The organism is Stenotrophomonas sp. YJH_SMC_91 (genome assembly GCF_059368495.1).
On the sequence record NZ_JCAFRT010000007.1, the window covers coordinates 63246 to 83829 of the forward strand.

A 20584-nucleotide genomic window follows, 5' to 3' on the forward strand; every position below is an offset into this window, starting at 1 on the left:
GAGGCAAGCACCTTAAGGCCCCGCCCCTGCATGCATGCCTCCCCTGCCCTCGCCGCCCTCGTCCTGATCGTCGAGGATGAGGCCGAGATCGCCGATATTCTTACCGCCTACCTGGAACGCGAAGGACTACGCACCCTGCGTGCCGCCGATGGCCACAGTGCACTGGACCTGCACCGCAGCGCCCGCCCCGACCTGGTCCTGCTCGACGTACAACTGCCGCGGCTGGATGGCTGGAGCGTACTGACCCAGCTACGCCAGCGCGGCGAAACGCCGGTGATCATGCTGACCGCGCTGGACCAGGACCTGGACAAGCTGACTGCGCTGCGCATGGGCGCCGACGACTACGTGGTCAAGCCGTTCAATCCGGCCGAAGTGGCAGCGCGCGTGCGCGCCGTGCTGCGGCGTACGCTGCGTGGCTCGCGCGTGGACGCACCGACCGCACTGCGCGCGGGCCCGTTGCTGATCGACTCGGCCACCCATGCCGTGCAGGTGGAAGGCGACGGCTACAGCCACGAAGTGCTGCTCACCCTCACCGAGTTCAAGCTGCTGCACTGCATGGCGCTGGCGCCGACCCGCATCTTCAGCCGCAGCGAACTGATGCACGAATGCCTGCCGGAAAGCGAGGCGCTGGAGCGCACGGTCGACAGCCATGTCAGCAAGCTGCGCCGCAAGCTGGATGAAGTGGGCATGGTCAATGTTCCGGCCAGCGTGCGCGGTGTCGGCTACCGGTTGATGGCCGACCGCTGATGGCCCGCCTGCGCCGCTCCGGGCTCAGTCGCCACATCATCGTCTCGATGTCGCTGATGGTGATCGGCGTCATCGTGATGATGATCCTGTCATCGTGGCTGCTGTACGCGGTGCTGGTCGAGTTCTTCCCCGGCAGTGCCGAAGAGCCGGAAAGCTGGCTGCCGACCGGGCCGGAGCTGGCATGGATGGTCGGGGTGATCCTGACCGGCCTGGCACTGGCCATCGCCGCCTCGTTCCGCCTTGCCCACCGCATCCTGTCGCCCTTGAATTCGCTGGTCGACAGCGTGCGCGCGCTTGCCGGCGGCGACCTCGGTGCGCGCGCCAGCGCCCAGGAAAACTCGCCCGGCGAAGTGGCCACCCTGGTCGAGGATTTCAATGCGATGGCGCGCCGCCTGCAGCACATGGAGAGCGAGCGCGCGATGTGGCATGCGGCCATTGCCCATGAACTGCGGACTCCGGTGACGATCCTGCGTGGTCGCCTGCAGGGGCTGGCCGAGGGCGTGTTCCAGCCAGACGAATCCCAGTTCCGCAGCCTGCTGGCACAGGTCGAAGGCCTCTCACGCCTGATCGAGGATCTGCGCGTGTTGAGCCTGTCCGACAACGCGCGGTTGGACGTACGCCGCGCGCGCACCGACGTGGTGGCCGAAGTGCATTCGGTGATGACCCTGGTCGACCCGCAGTTCCGCGCCGCCGGCTTCGTGCTGGAGCTGGAAACCAGCCGCGAGGAACACAACGCGCACTGTGACCCGACACGCTTGCGCCAGGCCCTGCTGGCACTGCTGGAGAATGCGCGCCGCTACGCCAGCCCGGGCAAGGTGCGGATTGCCGTGCACGACACGCCCGGACACGTGCAGGTGGCGATCGAGGACGAAGGCCCGGGCATCGACCCGGAACTTCACACCGACATCTTCACTCCGTTCATGCGCGCCGACGGCTCGCGCTCGCGCCAGGGCGGCGGCAGCGGGCTGGGCCTGGCGGTGGTCAAGGCCATCGCCGATGCACATGGCGGGCGCGTCTACTGCACGCCCGGCAGCGCCGGCGGCAGCCGCTTCGTCATCGAGCTTCCGCGCCAGTAGCCGGCAGCCTGGCCTGTTCGCGCAGGTGCGCGCCGAGTGTGGTCAGATTGGCGTCGATCGCATCCATTTCGTCGCGCTGCGGCGCCGGCAGCGTCTGGCGCAGCTGTACGCGCAGCGCCTGCCACGCCGGCACCGCCTGCGCACTGGCGGTGGCCACGACCTCGGACAACAGCGCCTGCTCATCGGCAAGCGGCAACCCGTAGCCATCGTCGACCAGCAGCGTACCCGGGCGCAGCCATTGCCCACCCTGCTCCAGCAGCTGGCGCAGGCCGCGCGTCTCGGCACTGTCCGGTGCCGCCAGCAGGCGCCGTTTCAGCACATCGCGCGCGCGCAGTTCGGCGCGGCGTTGCGCAGCCTGTTCCAGCAGCAGCAGCCCGGCGCTGGCACGCAGGTCACCCTGCAGCAGCCAGGGCGCACGCTGCTGTGCGGGCAGCTTCAGCCAGGCGCGCACATCGCGCACCGGCAGCCCCAGCTGTGAGCTCGCCACCGCGAACAACTGCTGATAGTGATCGCGCGCCGAGGCAAAGTAGTAGCCCTGCGCCTGCGCTGCATTGCGGTCCGTCAGCACCTGCTCGTCCAGCACATGCAGCCGGGACAGCCGACGCTTCAACCCGCGCGGACTCAGCTGGGCCAGCCCGGCCTCCCCCAGGCGCGGCACGCCCGCCTGCAGCAGCTTTGCGGTTTCCACCGCGCAGTTGTTGCTGACGAAGTAATAGCGCCCGTCGTAGCTCCAGTGCACCTGTGCAGTGCGCTCGAGCAGGCCGGCGATCTCGCCGGGCGACAACTGCAACGGCAGCGACTGCAACCCACGCAGTTCCACCTTGGTGTACTCGTCCACCACCTGCTGCAGCGGCAGCACGAACAGCCGCGAGGGATAGCCGCCGGTCAGGCCACGCCAGTTGGAAATCTGCACATCACCCACGAATGCGCGGAACGACAGCACGCGGTGGTGCTCCAGGTCCAGGCGGCAGTCCGGCCCCGGCGCACGGCCCGGCCGGCAGATCACCAGCCGCAGCATGCTGTGCCCCCAGCGGCTCATCAGCTGCGCACTGCCTTCGGCGAACAGGTAGTCCACGGCGTAGACGCGCGAAGGATCGAGCTGCAGCAGCGATGCCGCACCCTCTTCCGATTCGGCCTGCAGCAATGGCAACGTGGCCGCGCAGTGCGACTGCGGCAGCGATGGCGGGGTTCCGAAATGGGCCTGGTACCACTGCGCCAGCGCCGGGCGCCGGCAGGCAAACTCGCTGTCGAGCACGAAATGCTCGGCGTTCACTGCCAGGTACTCGGCCGGATCCTTCAGTTCATAGGCATCCGGACTACGGTCACGGAAGTCGTTGCCACCACGGCCGAGATGCCAGGGCTTGCGCTGCCATCCGGCCAGGTCGCGCCAGCGCGCACTGCGCGACCAGTTCGCGCCGCTACGGTCTGCAACATGGGTCAGTTCATGCACCAGCGCGCTGCGTCGTGCACGGCGTGCGCCGGGCACGGCATCATCCAGCAGCTCGCGACGCAGGTCGATGCGGCCGGCGAAAGCGCGACCGTGCACATCGGCCGGCAGGTGGTCGCTCCAGCGCACCTGCACGTGTGCTGGCAGTGAGCGCAGCAGGCCATCTGGCAGCAGGGACTGCACGTCGGCCAGGGTCTGCATCGCCACCTGCTGCTGTGCAGGGCTCAGCCCTTCCGGATCCAGGCGCAGGTCGCTGCTGGCATGTGCGGCCGGAACGGCCAGCAGTAGAGCCAGGCCATGCCTGGCTGCGTTCCGTGCAGATGTCATGGCGTTGCCAGCCAGCGGCCGGCACTACCCGGGATCAACGCGCCAGCAGCGCGCGGGCCAGTTCCAGGTCGCTCTGCTGCTGCGCGGCAGCGCTCTGCTCACGCAGGTGGACCAGCGCGGCCTGCAGGCGGGCGCCACGGATCTGGCCGTCGCTGGCGATGAACGCGGCGGCATCGTCGCGTGCGGCCTGCACCACCTTGTCGTCGCCCGAGCTGCTGGCCGAAGAGCCCGACGATGCACCGGTGGCGGAACCGGCCGAGGTGCCGGCGAAGCTGGAAGCGAAGCCGGCCAGCGGCAGGGACAGCAGGGCGAGCAGCAGAAGCGGACGGGTCATCGGTTCGAAGCCGGTTGTGAGGATGCGTGGAGCGTAACGGGTGCGTGAAGGATTTGCCCGGCTCAAACGTCGAACAGCTTGCCGGGATTCAGCCGCGCTTGGGGATCGAACGCACGTTTGACCGCCTTCATCAGGGCGATCTCGGCCGGGCCGCGGGTGCTGTCCAGGTAGCCCTTCTTGACCAGGCCGATGCCGTGTTCAGCCGAGATGCTGCCATCGAACCGGGCCAGCACCTGCGCCAGCAGCTTGGTCACATGCTCGCACTGCGCCACGAAATCGGCGTCGCTGGTGTCATCGGGCTTGAGCACGTTGATGTGCAGGTTGCCGTCACCGATATGACCGAACCACACCACATCGAAGTGCGGGTAGGCCTGCCCGATCAATGCCTGGGTCTCGGCCAGGAACGCCGGCATCGCCGAGATCCGCACCGAGACGTCGTTCTTGTAGGGCTTGTAGCGCGCCAGCGATTCGGTGATGCCTTCGCGCAGGCGCCACAACTGGGCGGCCTGGGCATCGCTGGCACTGATCACGCCGTCGCTGACCCAGCCGTTGCCCATGCAGTCCTCGAAGGCCGCCATCGCCGCCGCTTCCTGCGCTTCGTCGTTGGCGGCGAACTCGGTGACCACGTAATACGGGTGCACCTCGTCGAACGGTGCCTGCGCACCATGCGCCAGCACGTGCTCCAGCGCGCGATCAGTGAAGAATTCGAAGGCCTGCAGCTGCAGCCGTGCGCGGAACGCGGCGAATACCTGCATCAGCACTTCGAAGCTGGGCAGCGCCAGCAGCATCACGTTGCTGGCCGGCGGCGGATCGGTCAGCTTCACCGTCGCTTCGACGATCACGCCCAGCGTGCCTTCCGAACCGATCAGCAGCTGGCGGAAGTCATAGCCGCTGGAGTTCTTGATCAGGCCCTTGTTGAGCTCCAGCAACTCGCCACTGGCGGTGACCACCTTCAGCCCGGCGATCCACTCGCGGGTGTTGCCGTAACGGATCACGCGGATGCCACCGGCATTGGTGGCGATGTTGCCGCCGATCGTGCAGGAACCACGCGCGGCGAAATCCACCGGGTAGATCAGGCCGTGGTCCAGCGCGGCGTTGTGCACGGCTTCCAGCGGCATGCCGGCCTGCACCACCAGGGTGCGATCGACCGCGTCGTAGGCCAGCGCCTTGTTCATCCGTTCCAGGCTGAGCACCAGCTCGCCGTTGGCAGCCACCGCGCCACCGGAGAGGCCGGTACGGCCGCCGGACGGCACCACGGCCACGCCCTCGCCCGCACTCCAGCGCATCACCGCCTGCACTTCCTCGACCGTGGCCGGCAGTGCGATCGCCAACGGCGCCGGCGTCCAGCGCCGGGTCCAGTCGCGCCCGTAATGCTCCAGGTCGGCCGGGTCGGTCTTCAGCTTCAGGCCGGGACAGGCCTGCTGCAGCGAGGCAATGCGGGAATCGGTCATGACGGTCCAGCGCGGGGCGTGAAGAACGGGCAAGCGTGCCAGCGGCACGCGCCAGCGTCCAGCCCTGCCGCGCTGCAGATAGCTACGGATGCAACCAATTGCGCACTGCACCATGGGCGCTTCGATCTGGCATAGTGGTCAGCCCCTGTCCCACTGGCCGTGTCGCCCCATGTCGCCGAAGAAGACCTCGTTCCCCAAGCAGGATATCCGCGTGCTGTTGCTGGAGGGGGTCAGCCAGACCGCCGTGGAGGTGTTCAGCGCCGCCGGCTACAGCCAGATCGAAGCGCACACCAAGGCACTGCCCGAGGACGAACTGAAGGCGCGCATCGCCGAGGCGCACATCGTCGGCATCCGCTCGCGCACCCAGCTCAGCGCCGAGGTGCTGGCCGAGGCCAAGCGCCTGATCGCGGTGGGCTGCTTCTGCATCGGCACCAACCAGGTCGACCTGGACGCGGCCGAGCTGGCCGGCATCCCGGTGTTCAACGCGCCCTATTCGAACACCCGCAGCGTGGCCGAGCTGGTGATTGCCGAGGCCATCATGCTGACCCGTGGCATTCCGCAGAAGAATGCCGAGTGCCATCGCGGCGGCTGGTCGAAGTCGGCCAGCGGCAGCCATGAGGTGCGTGGCAAGACCCTGGGCATCATCGGCTATGGCCACATCGGCACCCAGGTCGGCGTGCTGGCCGAATCGCTGGGCATGCAGGTGATCTTCCACGACGTGGAAACCAAGCTGGCGCTGGGCAATGCGCGTGCTGCGGCCAGCCTGGACGACCTGCTGGCCCGCGCCGACATCGTCACCCTGCACGTGCCGGAGACCCCGGCCACGCAGTGGATGATCGGCAGCACCGAGCTGGCGAAGATGCGCAAGGGCGCGCACCTGATCAACGCCGCGCGCGGCACCGTGGTCGACATCGATGCGCTGGACGCGGCGCTGGCCAGCGGCCACGTCGGTGGCGCCGCGCTGGACGTGTTCCCGGTCGAGCCGAAGGGCAATGGCGATATCTTCGAATCGCCGCTGACCCGCCACGACAATGTGATCCTGACCCCGCACGTGGGCGGCAGCACGCTGGAGGCGCAGGACAACATCGGCGTGGAGGTGGCGGCCAAGCTGGTGCGCTACAGCGACAACGGCAGCACCCTGTCGGCGGTCAACTTCCCGGAAGTGACCCTGCCCGAACACGAAGACAGCCTGCGCCTGCTGCACATCCACCAGAACGTGCCGGGCGTGCTGTCCAAGGTCAACGAGATCTTCTCGCGCCACAACGTCAACATCGACGGCCAGTTCCTGCGCACCGACCCGAAGGTGGGCTACGTGGTGATCGACATCACCGCCAGCGAGGAACAGGCCGCCGCCGTGCGCGACGAGCTGGCCGCGATTCCGGGCACGCTGCGGACACGCATCCTGTATTGAAAAAAGGGGACGGAGGGGATTAAGTCGTTTGCGGCACATGCGCTATAAACGACTTAATCCCCTCCGTCCCCTTTTTACCTCAACGTGCCAGCCAGCGGCGCGCCATGCGCTGCATGGACTCGTCCGATTCCTGATCGGACGCGACTTCGGTCACCGGCCGCCATGCCAGGTCAAGTGACTCCTCGCTGAGCACGAAGGCCTCGCCACCCAGCGCCCGGATCACGAAACGCACGTCGTAGTGCCAGTGCCCCGGCACGTCCTTGCGCTCCGGAATCCAATGCTTGTCCAGATCGAAGATGGCCGGGTCTTCCAGTACCAGGCCGCTCAGGCCCGACTCCTCCTCGGCTTCCTTCAGCGCCACCTGGGCCAGGTCGCGGTCGCCGTCGGCGTGGCCGCCCAGCTGCAGCCAGCGCTGCAGCTTGCGGTGATGGGTCAGCAGCAGCCGCTGGCCATCGGCGCTGACCAGCCAGCAGCTGGCGGTGAAGTGGCCGGCCAGGCGCTCGCGGCGGAACGGATCTTCCGGATCGTCCAGCAATGTGCCGAATTCGGCAGCCAGTGCGTCGTGGGCAGGCTCACGGCGGGCATAGTCCCGCAGCAGGCCACGCAAGCGATCGTCAAGCACGGCAAGGGTTTCGGCGGTCTGGCGCATGAATGGGGGCGGTCTGGAAAAATACTGCTCATTATCGCCGTTCATTGTTGCGATTGCGCTTGTGCGTTGGCTTCAGCTTTGGCTAAGGTACAGCGGGCCGTTCGCGCGGCCTTCACCATTCCAGGGTTGCCGGCAACGTATCGGCGGCCCACCCCATCCGATCACTAGGAAGTACTGCATGCTGAAAGCTCTGTTGAGGGTCAAGCCGGTTGAACCGGCCGGGCACGTCGATGCCGGCGAACCCATCGAAGGCAGCCTGGACGGCGAAGCCACGCTGAAACGGACCCTCACGGCTAAACACCTCATCCTGCTTGGCGTGGGTGCGGTGATCGGCGCTGGTATCTTCGTGCTGACCGGCCAGGCCGCGGCCAACCATGCCGGCCCGGCGGTGATGCTTTCGTTCGTGCTGGCCGGTTTCGCCTGTGCCCTGGCGGGCCTGTGCTACGCCGAGTTCGCGGCGATGATGCCGGTCTCCGGCAGTGCCTACTCGTACTCCTACGCCACCCTGGGCGAAGGCATGGCCTGGTTCATCGGCTGGTGCCTGGTGCTGGAGTACCTGTTCGCCTCGGCCTCGGTCGCGGTGGGCTGGTCGGCGTACCTGATCAGCTTCATCACCACCACCTTGCACATGCCGTTCCCGGACCTGCTCAGCGCCGCGCCCATCGCCTGGACCGGCAGCGAGTTCGTCTCCTCCGGCAAGCTGTTCAACCTGCCGGCGGTGCTGATCGTGGCGGCGGTGTCCGGCCTGCTGTACGTGGGCGTGACCCAGTCGGCCTTCGTCAACGCCATCATCGTGGCAATCAAGGTCACCGTCATCTGCCTGTTCATCGGCATCGGCGCGGCCCATATCGACCCGGCCAACTGGCAGCCGTTCATCCCGGAAAACACCGGCGTGCCGGGTGAGTTCGGCTGGAGCGGCATCTTCCGCGCCGCCACCATCGTGTTCTTCGCCTACATCGGCTTCGACGCGGTCTCCACCGCCGCCGGTGAAACCAAGGACCCACAGCGCAACATGCCGATCGGCCTGCTCGGCTCGCTGGCGGTGTGCACGATCGTCTACATCATCGTCTGCGCGGTACTGACCGGCATGATGCCGTACCACCTGCTGGGCACCGACAAGCCGGTGGCCACCGCGCTGGAGCCCTACCCGACCCTGTCCTGGCTGAAGACGTTCGTGGAAATCGGCGCCATCGCCGGCCTGTCCTCGGTGGTGCTGGTGATGATGATGGGCCAGACCCGCATCGCCTACACCATCTCCCGCGACGGCCTGCTGCCGAAGTTCTTCGGCAAGGTCCACGCCCGCTTCCGCACCCCGTACGTCGCCACCATCGTGGTCGGCGTGATCGCTGCCGCGCTGGCCGGCCTGGTGCCGCTGAACGTGCTCGGCGAACTCGTCTCGATGGGCACCCTGCTGGCCTTCGCCACCGTCTGCGTCGGCGTGCTGGTGCTGCGCTATACCAAGCCGGACCTGCACCGCCCGTTCCGCGTGCCGATGGTCTGGATCATCTGCCCGCTCGGCGCTGCCACCTGCCTGTTCCTGTTCTGGCAGGCGTTCGTGGTGCATTGGCACCTGTTCGTTGGCTGGACCCTGCTCGGCCTGCTGATCTACCTGGGCTACGGCATCCGCAACAGCAAGCTGGCCAAGTCGCTCTGATCCGCCTACGGGCCGGCCTCGCGCCGGCCCGTCCGTTTTCCCCGCGCGCCGCCCGTGGCGCGCTTCGACAAGACCACCACACATGTTCAAGCAACTGTGGGCCACCAAGCACCCGCATGCCGCCCATGAAGACGCCAACGGCCTGAGCCTGCGCCGCCACCTCGGCCCCTGGGGCCTGACCGCCCTCGGTATCGGCGCGGTGATCGGCGGCGGCATCTTCGTCATCACCGGCCAGGCCGCCGCCAACCACGCCGGCCCGGCCATCATGCTGTCCTTCGTACTGGCCGCCATCTGCTGCGCCTTCTGCGCACTGGCCTATGCCGAGTTCGCCTCGATGGTGCCGGTCTCCGGCAGCGCCTACACCTACACCTACGCCACCTTCGGCGAGCTCTCGGCCTGGTTCATCGGCTGGATGCTGGTGCTCGAGTACGGCGTGTCCGCCTCGGCGGTCGCGGTCAGCTGGACCGGCTATTTCCTGAGCCTGCTCAGCCAGTTCGACATCCATCTACCGGCGGCGCTGGTCAGCGCCCCACTCGATGCACAGCTGCGCCCCACCGGCGCGATCGCCAACCTGCCGGCCGCTGCGCTGGTACTGCTGCTGACCTGGCTGTGCTACGTCGGCATCAGCAAGTCCTCGGCGATGAACATGGCAATGGTCGTGCTGAAGACCGGCCTGATCCTGCTGGTCATCGTGGTCGGCTGGAAGTATGTGGACACCAGCAACTGGACCCCGTTCATTCCCGCCAACGAAGGGCCTGGCAAGTACGGCATGGAAGGCGTACTGCGTGGCGCGGCGATGGTGTTCTTCGCCTACATCGGCTTCGAAGCGGTGTCGGTGGCGGCGCAGGAATCGAAGAATCCGCAGCGTGACATGCCGTTCGGCATGATGCTGTCGCTGGTGATCTGCACCGTGCTGTACATCGCGATGGCTGCGGTGATGACCGGCCTGGTGCCGTTCCAGCTGCTCGGCACCGACGAGCCGGTGGTGACTGCCGTGGCCGCGCATCCGCAGCTGGGCTGGCTGCGCTGGGTGGTCGAGGTCGGCGCGCTGGTCGGCCTGTCCTCGGTGGTGCTGGTGATGATCATCGGCCAGCCGCGCATCTTCATGATCATGGGTCGCGACGGCCTGCTGCCGCCGGTGTTCACCAGGATCCACCCGAAGTACCGCACTCCGCACATCAACACCGTGATCACCGGCATCGGCATCGCGCTGCTGGCGGCGCTGTTCCCGCTGGACATCCTGGGCGAGCTGACCTCGATGGGCACGCTGATCGCGTTCGCCGCAGTCTGCGCCGGCGTGCTGATCCTGCGCCGTACCCAGCCGGACCTGCCGCGCCCGTTCCGCATGCCGATGGCGTGGCTGATCTGCAGCCTGGGCGTGCTGAGTTGCCTTGCCCTGCTGTCGGCGATGACGATGCACAACTGGATGCTGATGGGGGTGTGGACGTTCGTCGGTTTCGTGATCTATTTCTGCTACGGGTTCCGGCACAGCCGCCTGCGCGCGAAATAAAGGGATTGCAGGGCCTGCGGCCCTGCACCCGCCTTTGAAGCCGGAGCAACGGCAACGGCAACAGCGGGTCTGAGGGTTTGGCGGGGAGGGGCGAGATTGCGGGGGGCGCTGCAAGTACATCCCTGTAAGCTCGGTCGCCGCATCCATGCGGCTCACGCCCCCGCAACCTCACCCCTCCCCACCTTCGACACTCTCCCGGCGCATCCGGTGGATCCACGCCATGCGTGGATGATGGTCATTCCCAGCGACCAGGGCGCCCGACGATGATCATCTGCGGCCAAACCAGATGGTCTTCTGTATCCAGCCTGCGCCGCCCATGCAGCCCATGAAGTGCTCGTGATTCTCCTTGGCGTTGACGTCCACGGTGTGGCGCTCGGTCTTTGGCATCAGCATCTTCTTGTATTTGCCATCCACGTCGCATGTCTCGCCTTCCTTGCAGACCGTCAGCACCTCGGTCTCCTCGGTGCGCTCGACAACGTCCATCTTCTCCGGCCACTTCTCGTTGGCCTCTGCCCTGCAGCGCCACCGCGACTCATCCAGCGGATCAGCATGATCACTGAAGCGGGCCCATTCGGTCGCACAACCGCCGGTCAACAGCGCAAGCCCCGCAGCAACGGCCATTCGCATACACGTAGCCATCTCCATCATCATTTCTCGATTTCCGGTCGCAGCACGCGCTCGTACTTTCCGTCCACGTCGTACGTGTTCTTGTCCTGCCCCCTGCTCGTCTCCAGCCTCAACGCCTGAACGGTTCGCAGAGCCAGATCATTCTCCGCTGGCCCCTGTTGCCTCGACTCCGTTGAGCAGCAACCGGTCGAGCCCCTGTCGTCCGCTGCGCCGGCCCCGCCTAGCGGCGATTGAACCAGATGAGCTGCTGCTGCCAGCCGGCACCGGCCATGCAGGCATTGAACTCGCTGCTGCGGTCGGACGCGTTGACGTCCACGATGTAACTCTCCTCTTTCGGCATGGGTACCATGTTGTACTTGCCGTCAATGGCGCAGACTTCATCAAGCCTGCAGGGCACCTTGCGGTCTTCGTAGACGGTGCGCGTGGCCACTTCATTCCTGACCGGCCAGTGATCGTCGGCCTGCGCCCTGCAACTCGAATGGGCGGGGCCGAATGACCGCGCACCCGCATCCATCTTCACCCATTCCATCGTGCAGCCACTGCTGGCAAGCATGATGCCAATCACCCCCATCATCCCCATCGCGCGCGCGATCATCGAAGTACTCCTTTTCTTGGCGCTCGCCGGAACTTCTGCGGCAATCCGATGATGTTTCGCGGCAAGAGGGCTGTCCACGACCGGAATCGCTTCCAGCGGGAGCGCTGCCCTCCCCATTCAGCCAGCGCTGTGCTTGCCTCGATCCAACCCCTGCGCGCCGCCTGCCAGCACGCCGCTTCGCGTTGCCCACGCAGCAGGCAGGCGGTCGCCGCGCGGGCCCAGCATCGGGCCGGATCACGTAAAATGCCGTCCATGGACACCACCACCTTCCCCTACGACACCGCCCGCCTGGGCGAACTGGCCCAGCTGCTGATCGACAACGTCCGCGAACTGGCCCAGGCCGGCTGGACCCCGGCCACCAGCAGCAACTTCTCCCACCGCCTGGATGACCGCCACGCCGCGATCACCGTCTCGGGCAAGGACAAGGGCCGCCTGATCGAGGACGACATCATGGTGGTGGACTTCGATGGCAAGGCCGTGGGCCGCCCGCTGCGCCCCTCCGCCGAGACCCTGCTGCACACCCAGCTGTACCGCCGCTTCCCGGAAATCGGCTGCGTACTGCACACCCATTCGCCGGTGCAGACCATTGCCTCGCGCCTGTACGCGCCGCAGGGTCATGTGCACCTGGAAGGCTACGAACTGCTGAAGGCCTTCGCCGGCAACAGCACCCACGAGATGGCCATCAACGTACCGGTGTTCGCCAACACCCAGGACATGAACGTGCTTTCGAAGCAGGTCGATGATCTGCTCGACCGCCAGAACCTGTGGGGCTACCTGATCGACGGCCACGGCCTGTACGCCTGGGGCCGTGACATGGCCGAGGCGCGCCGTCATCTGGAAGCCTTCGAATTCCTGTTCCACTGCGAACTGGAACTGCGCAGGCTGCGCGGCTGAACCCGCGCGCAGGTGCAGATGCCGATCCGGAATCTGCACCTCGCCCCCACCCTGATACCCTGTCTTCCCCCCGAGACGTTCAAGCTGCCGCCATGAGCCGACTGCGCATCTACGACGACACCCGCCCCGAATCGCCGCTGCTGGACACCCAGGACGGCGCGGTCATCGCTGCCGAACTGCAGAAGATCGGCGTCACCTTCGAGCGCTGGCAGGCCACCGCACCGGTTGCGCCCGGCGCCAGCCAGGAGGAAGTGTTCGCCGCCTACCGCGCGGACATCGACCGCCTGGTCGCCGAGCGCGGCTTCAAGAGCGTGGACGTGGCCTCGATCGCCCCGGACAACCCGAACCGCGCCGAGCTGCGGAAGAAGTTCCTCGACGAACACTTCCACAAGGAAGACGAGGTGCGCTTCTTCGTCGCAGGCTCCGGCCTGTTCACCCTGCACGTGGGTGACAAGGTCTATGAGATCGAGTGCGTGAAGGACGACCTGATCGCCGTGCCCGATGGCACCACCCACTGGTTCGACATGGGCGATGAACCGAGCTTCGTGGCGATCCGCTTCTTCACCGAGCCGGACGGCTGGGTGGGTCATTTCACCGGCACCGACATCGCGCAGAAGTTCCCCCGTTACGTACCTACCCAGGCGTCCTGATCCATGCAGCCCCGCGTCATCCTGACCGACATCGAAGGCACTACCAGCAGCATCTCGTTCGTCAAGAACGTGCTGTTCCCCTATGCCCGCAAGGCCTTGCCGGCGTTCGTCGCCGAACATGGCCAGCAGCCGGAGGTCCGCCGCTGGCTGGACGCGGTGGCTACCGAGATCGGCGGCGCCTGCCAGGACAGCCTGGTGGCCGAGACGCTGCAGGGCTGGATCGACCAGGACCGCAAGCACACCGCGCTGAAGGCGCTGCAGGGCCTGATCTGGGATGAGGGCTACCGCCGCGGCGACTACACCGCGCACTTCTACCCGGAAGTGGCGCCGGTGCTGAAGGGCTGGCACGCTGCCGGCCTGCCGCTGTACGTGTACTCCTCCGGCTCGGTGCCGGCGCAGAAGCTGTTCTTCGGTTTCAGCGATGCCGGTGACCTCAGCCCGCTGGTGTCGGGCTGGTTCGATACCGAGATCGGCGGCAAGCGCGAGGCCGACAGCTACCGCCGCATCGTGCAGGCGATCGGCGTGCCGGCCGGCGAGATCGTGTTCCTGTCCGATGTGGTGGAGGAATTGGACGCCGCCCGCGAAGCCGGCCTGCAGACCCGCCTGATTGATCGCCTGGATGACTACCCGATGCCGCGCATCGGCCAGGCCGCCAACGGCCACGAGCAGGTCGAGAACTTCCAGCAGATCCAGCTGTAAAGAAGAGAGGTGTGCGGACCAACGGTCCGCACCTACCCGTCTCCGCGTCTGGTGGATGCCAACCTGGGTTGGCATGTTCGGGGTGTGCCAACCAAGGTTGGCACCTACCAAAACAGGATGTGCCGCCCTCAACGATCGAGGTGGGCGGACCAGCGGTCCGCAGCTGCCCCGCTCCGCGGCTGGTGGATGCCAACCTGGGTTGGCATGTTCCGGGTGTGCCAATCAAGGTTGGCACCTGCCAATGCGGGATACGCCGCCCTCAACGATCGTTGAGGGTCTTCAGCTTCATTGCTTCGCGCAGGGTCGTCAGGTCCACCGGGCCACGCACCGCGATATCGCGGGTCTCGCCCGGCAGCAGGTCCAGCAGGTTGTCTTCGACCTGCACATCCAGGGCGCCGAAATCGATCCACGTCGCGCGCACGTAAGACGCGCTTTCCAGGCGCAGACGGTAGTGATCGCCTTCGATGGACAGGGTGGCCTTCAGCTTCTGCCGCGGCAACACCTGGTCCTTGGCTTCGACGAATCCGACGATCTGGCGGGCACTGACCGCCCCGTTCTGCAGCAGCTCGAACACGGCCACCGTGCGCTTCGGATCGGCACCGGCCAGCAGCTCGGCATCGCGGAAATCACCAATCGAGGTGACGCCCGCCGCCGTCAACGTCACCGCGTCCTCGCGACGACGCAGCACCTTGCCATCCACATCCATCACCCGCAGCCGCCAGCGTGCATCTCCGGCAGCGCCATCATTGATCAGGCGCACCCGCGTACTGCCCTCGTCACGCAATGCCGCCAGCGTGGCCGGCGCGAAGAAGCGCCGCGCGGCAAAGTGCAATGCCTTCCAGCGACCGAAGTAGTCCACGCTGGACCATGAAGCACCCGGCCAGACGTCGTTGAGCTGCCAGTACAGCGAGCCCATCGTGTACGGCCGCGAAGCGCGATGGTGCAACGCGGCCAGCGCGATGCCATCGGCCTGCATCACCTGGCTGAGGTAGACGAAGTCCTCGAAGTCCTTCGGCGTGCCGTAGCCCAGTTCGATGTAGTGCAGCAGGCGGCTGTTGCCCTCGCCGGCCATGAATTTCTGGTGCGCGCGGATCACCGGGCTGTCGATGCGCTGCTCGGCGCGGGTGGCGATCTGGTCAACGGTGGCCACCGACGGCCATGCCTGCAGGCCGTACTCGGACATGAAGCGCGGCGTCTCGCGCAGGTAAGCCTGCACCGGCAGCGCCGGATTACCCCAGACCTGCCAGTAGTGCTTGTCGCCACGGGTAGAGTCGTTCGCCTTTTCGCCCAGGTCGTTACTGGGCGAGCTGGACCAGTACGGCACGCCCAGTCCCTCCTCACCCACCACCCGGCGCAGGTCATTGCCGAACAGGTCGACATAGCCCTGCCAGACCTTCGCTGCAAACGCCGGGTCGGCCGCCTTCAGGTCGCGGCCGTGGCCCCAGTCCTTCCAGGCGGTTTCTTCCTCGTTGTTGCCACACCACAGCACGATGCTGGGGTGATGGCGCAGCCGGCGCACATTGTCGCGTGCCTCGGCCACCACGCTGGCACGGAAGGCCGGATCGTAGCCCGGCTGCATGCCACCACCGAACATGAAGTCCTGCCAGACCAGCAGGCCCAGTTCGTCGGCGATGTCGAAGAACGCATCGTCCTCGTAGTAGCCGCCCCCCCAGTTGCGCAGCATGTTCATGTTGGCGTCGCGTGCGGCGGTCAGCACCTGGCGCAGGCGCGCGGCGTCGACCCGTGCGGGGAAGGCATCGAACGGAATGACGTTGGCGCCCTTTGCGAAGATCTCCACGCCGTTGATGACGAAAGCGAAGCCCTGCCCGCCCTTGCCGTCTTCCTCGCGGCGCAGTTCAACCGTGCGCAGGCCGATACGCTGCTCGCGCACCAGCGCTGCATCGGCGCCATCATCCAGGCGGGCCTGCACGGTGTAGCGGTCCTGTGCACCGTGGCCGACCGGCCACCAGCGCTGCGGCTTGACCAGTTCGACCGGTACTTCGACGGCGTTCTGGCCGGGCTTCAGCAGCACCGTGCGCTGCACCTGGGCCACGCTGCGACCCTGCGGATCGCGCACATTCACATGGACCACCGCAGAACCGGCCGCCGCGCCCTGCTCCATCTCCAGCAGCACGGCCAGCTTCGCCTGCTCCGCGCTCAATGCATCGGTACGCACGGCAAGATCGGTCAGGCGGTGCGCATCCCAGGCCTGCAGGTCGACCCCGCGCCACACGCCGGCGGTGACATAGCGCGGGCCCCAGTCCCAGCCGAAGTGATAGGCCGGCTTGCGCGCGAAGTTGCCGACCATCGCGTCCTTGGGCTCATCGCCATAGGGCGAAGGATAGTTGCCGGCGATCTTGTGCGGCATCGCCTGTACACCGGGAAGTAGTGTGCGGATTGGTGAACGGAACACGATCTGCAGTTCATTGCCATTCGCGCGCAGGCGCCCGTCCACGCGCGCACGCCAGGTGCGGTGCGCGTTGTCCGCGCGCAGCAGCCGCCTGCCGTTGAGGCTGACTTCGGCATAGGTATCCAGCCCATCGAAGCGCAGCTCGGCATTGGGCTTGGCCAGTGTCGCCGCATCCACGTCGAAGCGGGCGCGGTACTCCCAGGCAGCCAGCCCGATCCATTGCAGCTCTGCCTCAGGCGCACCGACGTACGGATCGCGGATCAGCGCATGGGCGAGCAGGTCGGTGTGCACGCTGCCCGGCACCTTCGCCGCACGCCACTGCTGCAGGCCCGGGTGGGCGGCGCCCTGCGCATCGCCGGGCAGCATGCGGAATTCCCATCGCGCCTGCAGCGGGGCTGCAGTTGCCGGGAAGGCGGAGACTGCGATCAGCAGCAGGAGCAGACGGACAACGAGGGAAAGACGATGCACGCGGAGCTCCTGTTTTTCCGCCGGGCGTCGCCCGGCGCTACCGATTCCGGATTGCCAGGCATGGCCTGGCAATACTGCCTTCGAACGATCTTCAGCGCACCACGTTCAACACTTCGTAGCACGCGCCCATGGTGTGGTAATCCACCTTGCCGGCCGGGCTCTTCTCGTCGCTGTACTTGCGGTTGTCGGCATCAAGGATGCGGAACCAGGCACCGTACTGGTGGTCGACGAAGTACTCCCACGAGTACGCCCAGATGCGTTCGTACCACTGCCAGTAGCGGTCATCACCGGTGCGCTTGGCCATCAGTGCGGCGGTGGCCAGCGTTTCGGCCTGCACCCAGAAATACTTGTCGTCGTCGCAGACGAAGCTGTCGCCACCGATCGGCGCACCGTCCATGCCCGGCTGTCGGCGCGTTTCGGGTGCGAAACCGTAGTACAAGCCACCGCGCGCTTCGTCCCAGCTGCGCGCCACGGCCACATCGAACAGGTGCTGCGCGGTCGGCACCAGCCAGTCGGCCTGCACGTGGCGATCGAGGATCAGCAACAGCTTGGCCCACTCGGTCTGGTGCCCCGGTTGGAAGCCCCACGGGCGGAACAGGTGCTTGGGGTCGTCCAGGTTGTAGTCCCAGTCGATCTCCCAGTTCTCATCGTAGTGCTCCCAGACCAGCCCGCCGGCCTTGGCCGCCTGGCGGCGGGTCATGTTGTCGGCCAGCTGCAGCGCACGCTCGACATAGCGCTGCTCACCACTGGCCTCGAACGCCGCCAGCATCGCCTCGCACATGTGCATGTTGGCGTTCTGGCCGCGATAGCCGGTGAAGTTCCACTGGCCATCGGCCTCGTCCTTGTACAGGCCGTGCTGTGGCTCCCAGAAGCGCGCTTCCAGCAGCTGCCAGGTTTCGTCCATCCACTCGCGGGCCTGCTCGACACCGGCCTTCAGCGCGCAACTGTAGGCCAGCAGCACGAACGCCACGCCGTAGCAGTGGTTCATGTCGTCCTCGACCTTGCCATCACGCAGGGTCCAGGCGTAGCCACCGGTGGCCGGGTTGCGGTGCACGTCCCGCAGGTAGCGCACGCCGTGCTCGACCGCCTCGCGGTATTCAGCATTGCCGAATTCGCGGTAGGCCATCGCGTAGTTGAAGACGAAGCGCGTGCTGCTCACCAGGTGGCGGTGGCTGGCATCGTAGACGCTGCCGTCATCCCGGAAGTAGTGGAAGAAGCCGCCGTCCGGATCGATGCAGCGCGGATGGTAGAACGCCATGGTATCGGCGATGTGCGCGCGCAGGAACGCGGGCGAACGGAAATCGGGCGAGGTGCTCATGCGGTAATGTCCTGTGCCTGCAGCAGCTGCTGCACTTCATCGAGCGAGGGCATTGCGGCGAACGCGCCCTTGCGGGTAACAGCCAGCGCCCCCACGGCGGCGCCGAAACGCAGCGTGGCGGTGATCGCCTCCGGGTCCTGGCAGAACGCAGCGAAACCAGCGCCCGCCCCACCGCGCTCCAGCAGGCCGACCAGCACGCCACCGACGAAGGCATCGCCAGCAGCCGTGGTGTCGACCGTGGCCACGCGGAAACTGGTGACCGTGCCGTGGTTGTCGCGGGTGTACCAGTGCAGCGTGGCCGCACCGTCGGTGACGATCACCCAGCGCGCCTGCGCGGCCAGCAGGCGCCGCAGCACCGTCGCCTCGCCGTCATTGCCCATCGGCGCGGCCAGGTAGTCCAGCTCCTCGCGCGACAGCTTCACCAGATCGGCGCGTTCCAGCGCCTGCCACAGGCGCGGCGTCGGATCCTCGTTCGCCGGCCACAGCGCGGGCCGCAGGTTGAGGTCCAGGCTGACCACTGCGCCGGCCGCACGTGCACGGTCCATGCCGGCAAAGGTCGCCTCGGCGATGCCCGGCTCGGTCAGGCTGTTGGAGCAGACGTGGAAGCACTGCGCGCTGTCGAGGCAGGCGGCCTGGAAATCGCTGTCACGGAACAGCAGGTCTGCCGCTGGCGGGCGGTAGAAGCTGAAGCTGCGCTCGCCACTGGCGTCGAGGGCGACGAAGGCCAGCGCGGTCTTCGCCGCATCGGTACGCACGATGTAATCCGTGCCCACGCCGTGCTCGACCAGGCTGTCGGCCAGGAAGTCACCGAACATGTCACGGCCGAGCATGCCGACGAACTGCGTCTTCGCGCCCAGCCGCGCAGCGGCCACGGCAACGTTGGCCGGCGCCCCGCCGGCGTACTGCAGGAACGCCCGCGGCGTATCGGCCGAGGCCGGCGGCTGCGCTAGTAGATCGATCAAAATTTCGCCGAAGCAAACGATGGAACCCATTCCGGACTCAGCCTCCCTGCGTTGCGGAAGCCGGCGTACGTGCGCCGACCAGTCCGTAGAAAATGATGTAGCCGTAGCACAGCAGCGGCAGGAGGAAGCTGGCCTGCACACCGATGTGGTCGGCCAGCACGCCCTGCAGGTACGGCACCACCGCACCGCCGACGATGGCCATGATCAGCAGGCTGGAACCCTTGTTGGTCAGCGGGCCCAGGCGCTCGATGCTCAGCGCGAAGATGGTCGGGAACATGATCGAATTGAACAGGCCGATCGCCACCACCGAGTACAGCGCGATGTTGCCGGAGGTCAGCATGGTCGTGACCAGCAGCCCCACGTTGACCAGCGCGAAGATCGCCAGCAGGCGGCTGGGCGAGAAGCGCGCCAGCAGCGCCGAGCCGGCGAAGCGGCCGATCATCGCCATCGTCCAGTAGGCCGACACGTAATGCGTGGCTTCCTGCTCGCTGAAGCCGCCGATGTTGGGCATCGACAGGTAGTTGACCAGGAAGCTGCCGATCGAAACTTCGGCACCGACGTAGAAGAAGATGCCCAGCACACCCAGCAGCAGGTGGCGCTTGCGCAGCGCATCCAGGTAGCTGTGGTGGTGGCCCTGGTCGGCCTGCTCGGTGGCGTCGCTCAGTGCCGGCAGGCGGAACAGGTATACGAACAGCGCCAGCAGCACCAGCGCAACGGCCAGCCCCACGTACGGGCCCTGCACGGCCTGCGCCTCGGCGGCACGGTAGGCCAGCTGTTCGGCGGCCGGCAGTGCCGCGATGTCATCGGCACTCTTCACCGTGTTGGACAGGATCAGCATGCCGCCGAAGATCGGGGCGATGGCCGTGCCCAGCGAGTTCAGTGCCTGCGCCAGGGTCAGGCGACTGGAGCTGGTCTGCTCCGGGCCCAGCAGCGCGACGTAGGGGTTCGCAGCAACCTGCAGCACGGTGATGCCGGTGGCCAGAACGAACAGTGCGCCCAGGAAGGCGCCATACACGCGCAGCTCGGCCGCCGGCCAGAAGCCCAGCGCACCGATACCGGCAATCACCAGGCCGGCCACGATGCCCTTCTTGTAGCCCAGCGCCGCCACCAGCCGACCCGCCGGCAGCGACATCAGGAAATAGGTGCCGAAGAAGGTGAACTGCACCAGCATCGCCTTGGCGTAGTTCAGCTCGAACACCGCCTTCAGGTGCGGGATCAGGATGTCATTGAGGCAGGTCAGGAAGCCCCACATGAAGAAGATCGTGGTGACCACGGCCAGCGCCTTGCCGTTGGTGACGGCAGGTGCGTTGCCCGAAGATCCCGTTGGACGGGGCGTTGCGGAGATCGGCATGCGG

Annotated in this window: 18 protein-coding genes; 8 read left to right on the top strand and 10 right to left on the bottom strand. The window is 66.8% G+C overall.

Going from position 1 to position 20584, the window contains the following annotated elements; translation table 11 throughout:
* Positions 1 to 30 precede the first annotated feature (30 nt).
* Complete coding sequence (locus AC5P5X_RS10840; RefSeq protein ID WP_495215981.1) at positions 31 to 747, top strand: response regulator; 717 nt, start codon at positions 31 to 33, stop codon at positions 745 to 747.
* The gene (locus tag AC5P5X_RS10845; protein WP_005409462.1) at positions 747 to 1823 is read left to right on the top strand and encodes an ATP-binding protein; all 1077 of its coding nucleotides are present in this window, start codon (positions 747 to 749) and stop codon (positions 1821 to 1823) included. The genes AC5P5X_RS10840 and AC5P5X_RS10845 overlap by 1 nt, the downstream gene beginning before the upstream one ends.
* Here AC5P5X_RS10845 and AC5P5X_RS10850 read toward each other — a convergent pair.
* The 3 genes from AC5P5X_RS10850 to AC5P5X_RS10860 form a co-directional block, all read right to left on the bottom strand.
* Positions 1801 to 3597, bottom strand: a complete 1797-nt coding sequence (locus tag AC5P5X_RS10850) for a DUF7844 domain-containing protein (protein ID WP_111189424.1) — start codon at positions 3595 to 3597, stop codon at positions 1801 to 1803. The genes AC5P5X_RS10845 and AC5P5X_RS10850 overlap by 23 nt on opposite strands.
* A gap of 34 nt (positions 3598 to 3631) precedes the next feature.
* Positions 3632 to 3931: a DUF2388 domain-containing protein gene (locus AC5P5X_RS10855; RefSeq protein WP_005409460.1), complete on the bottom strand. Its 300-nt coding sequence runs from the start codon at positions 3929 to 3931 to the stop codon at positions 3632 to 3634.
* A 62-nt stretch (positions 3932 to 3993) separates the two neighbouring features.
* On the bottom strand, positions 3994 to 5382 hold the full coding sequence (locus tag AC5P5X_RS10860) for an FAD-binding oxidoreductase (protein ID WP_024958330.1): 1389 nt from the start codon (positions 5380 to 5382) through the stop codon (positions 3994 to 3996).
* A 169-nt stretch (positions 5383 to 5551) separates the two neighbouring features.
* Here AC5P5X_RS10860 and serA point away from each other — a divergent pair, with 169 nt between their 5' ends.
* The gene (gene serA, locus AC5P5X_RS10865) at positions 5552 to 6793 is read left to right on the top strand and encodes a phosphoglycerate dehydrogenase (protein ID WP_033833465.1); all 1242 of its coding nucleotides are present in this window, start codon (positions 5552 to 5554) and stop codon (positions 6791 to 6793) included.
* A gap of 79 nt (positions 6794 to 6872) precedes the next feature.
* Here serA and AC5P5X_RS10870 read toward each other — a convergent pair whose 3' ends face one another.
* The gene (locus AC5P5X_RS10870) at positions 6873 to 7487 is read right to left on the bottom strand and encodes an NUDIX hydrolase (protein ID WP_111189425.1); all 615 of its coding nucleotides are present in this window, start codon (positions 7485 to 7487) and stop codon (positions 6873 to 6875) included.
* Between the two features lie 133 nt (positions 7488 to 7620).
* Between AC5P5X_RS10870 and AC5P5X_RS10875 the strand changes: the two genes are divergently transcribed.
* On the top strand, positions 7621 to 9096 hold the full coding sequence (locus tag AC5P5X_RS10875) for an amino acid permease (RefSeq protein WP_099497646.1): 1476 nt from the start codon (positions 7621 to 7623) through the stop codon (positions 9094 to 9096).
* Positions 9097 to 9178: 82 nt separating this feature from the next.
* Entirely contained in the window at positions 9179 to 10606 is a 1428-nt protein-coding gene (locus tag AC5P5X_RS10880) for an amino acid permease (RefSeq protein ID WP_012480054.1), read from the top strand.
* Positions 10607 to 10873: 267 nt separating this feature from the next.
* On the opposite strand, the gene AC5P5X_RS10885 is transcribed toward AC5P5X_RS10880, so the two are convergent.
* Both AC5P5X_RS10885 and AC5P5X_RS10890 read right to left on the bottom strand, forming a co-directional pair.
* Positions 10874 to 11227, bottom strand: coding sequence for a hypothetical protein (locus tag AC5P5X_RS10885; RefSeq protein ID WP_258391100.1), 354 nt, complete (start codon positions 11225 to 11227; stop codon positions 10874 to 10876).
* 226 nt (positions 11228 to 11453) lie between these two features.
* Positions 11454 to 11828 (bottom strand): hypothetical protein, encoded by a 375-nt coding sequence (locus AC5P5X_RS10890; protein ID WP_005413186.1) that lies wholly within the window; start codon positions 11826 to 11828, stop codon positions 11454 to 11456.
* Between the two features lie 252 nt (positions 11829 to 12080).
* Between AC5P5X_RS10890 and AC5P5X_RS10895 the strand changes: the two genes are divergently transcribed.
* The 3 genes from AC5P5X_RS10895 (at position 12081) to mtnC (ending at position 14071) form a co-directional block, all read left to right on the top strand.
* A complete protein-coding gene (locus tag AC5P5X_RS10895) occupies positions 12081 to 12722 on the top strand; it encodes a methylthioribulose 1-phosphate dehydratase (RefSeq protein ID WP_032967162.1) in 642 nt (213 codons plus the stop codon).
* A 92-nt stretch (positions 12723 to 12814) separates the two neighbouring features.
* Complete coding sequence (locus AC5P5X_RS10900; protein WP_005409451.1) at positions 12815 to 13372, top strand: 1,2-dihydroxy-3-keto-5-methylthiopentene dioxygenase; 558 nt, start codon at positions 12815 to 12817, stop codon at positions 13370 to 13372.
* A 3-nt stretch (positions 13373 to 13375) separates the two neighbouring features.
* On the top strand, positions 13376 to 14071 hold the full coding sequence (gene mtnC / locus AC5P5X_RS10905; RefSeq protein ID WP_495215982.1) for an acireductone synthase: 696 nt from the start codon (positions 13376 to 13378) through the stop codon (positions 14069 to 14071).
* A gap of 259 nt (positions 14072 to 14330) precedes the next feature.
* On the opposite strand, the gene AC5P5X_RS10910 is transcribed toward mtnC, so the two are convergent.
* The 4 genes from AC5P5X_RS10910 to fucP form a co-directional block, all read right to left on the bottom strand.
* Positions 14331 to 16949, bottom strand: coding sequence for a beta-mannosidase (locus tag AC5P5X_RS10910; RefSeq protein ID WP_227843473.1), 2619 nt, complete (start codon positions 16947 to 16949; stop codon positions 14331 to 14333).
* A 91-nt stretch (positions 16950 to 17040) separates the two neighbouring features.
* Positions 17041 to 18267: an AGE family epimerase/isomerase gene (locus AC5P5X_RS10915; protein WP_227843474.1), complete on the bottom strand. Its 1227-nt coding sequence runs from the start codon at positions 18265 to 18267 to the stop codon at positions 17041 to 17043.
* The gene (locus AC5P5X_RS10920) at positions 18264 to 19259 is read right to left on the bottom strand and encodes a carbohydrate kinase family protein (RefSeq protein WP_164225500.1); all 996 of its coding nucleotides are present in this window, start codon (positions 19257 to 19259) and stop codon (positions 18264 to 18266) included. Before AC5P5X_RS10920 ends, AC5P5X_RS10915 begins: the two co-directional genes overlap by 4 nt.
* Positions 19260 to 19266: 7 nt before the next feature.
* On the bottom strand, positions 19267 to 20580 hold the full coding sequence (fucP, locus tag AC5P5X_RS10925) for an L-fucose:H+ symporter permease (protein ID WP_154329395.1): 1314 nt from the start codon (positions 20578 to 20580) through the stop codon (positions 19267 to 19269).
* Positions 20581 to 20584: the final 4 nt, after the last annotated feature.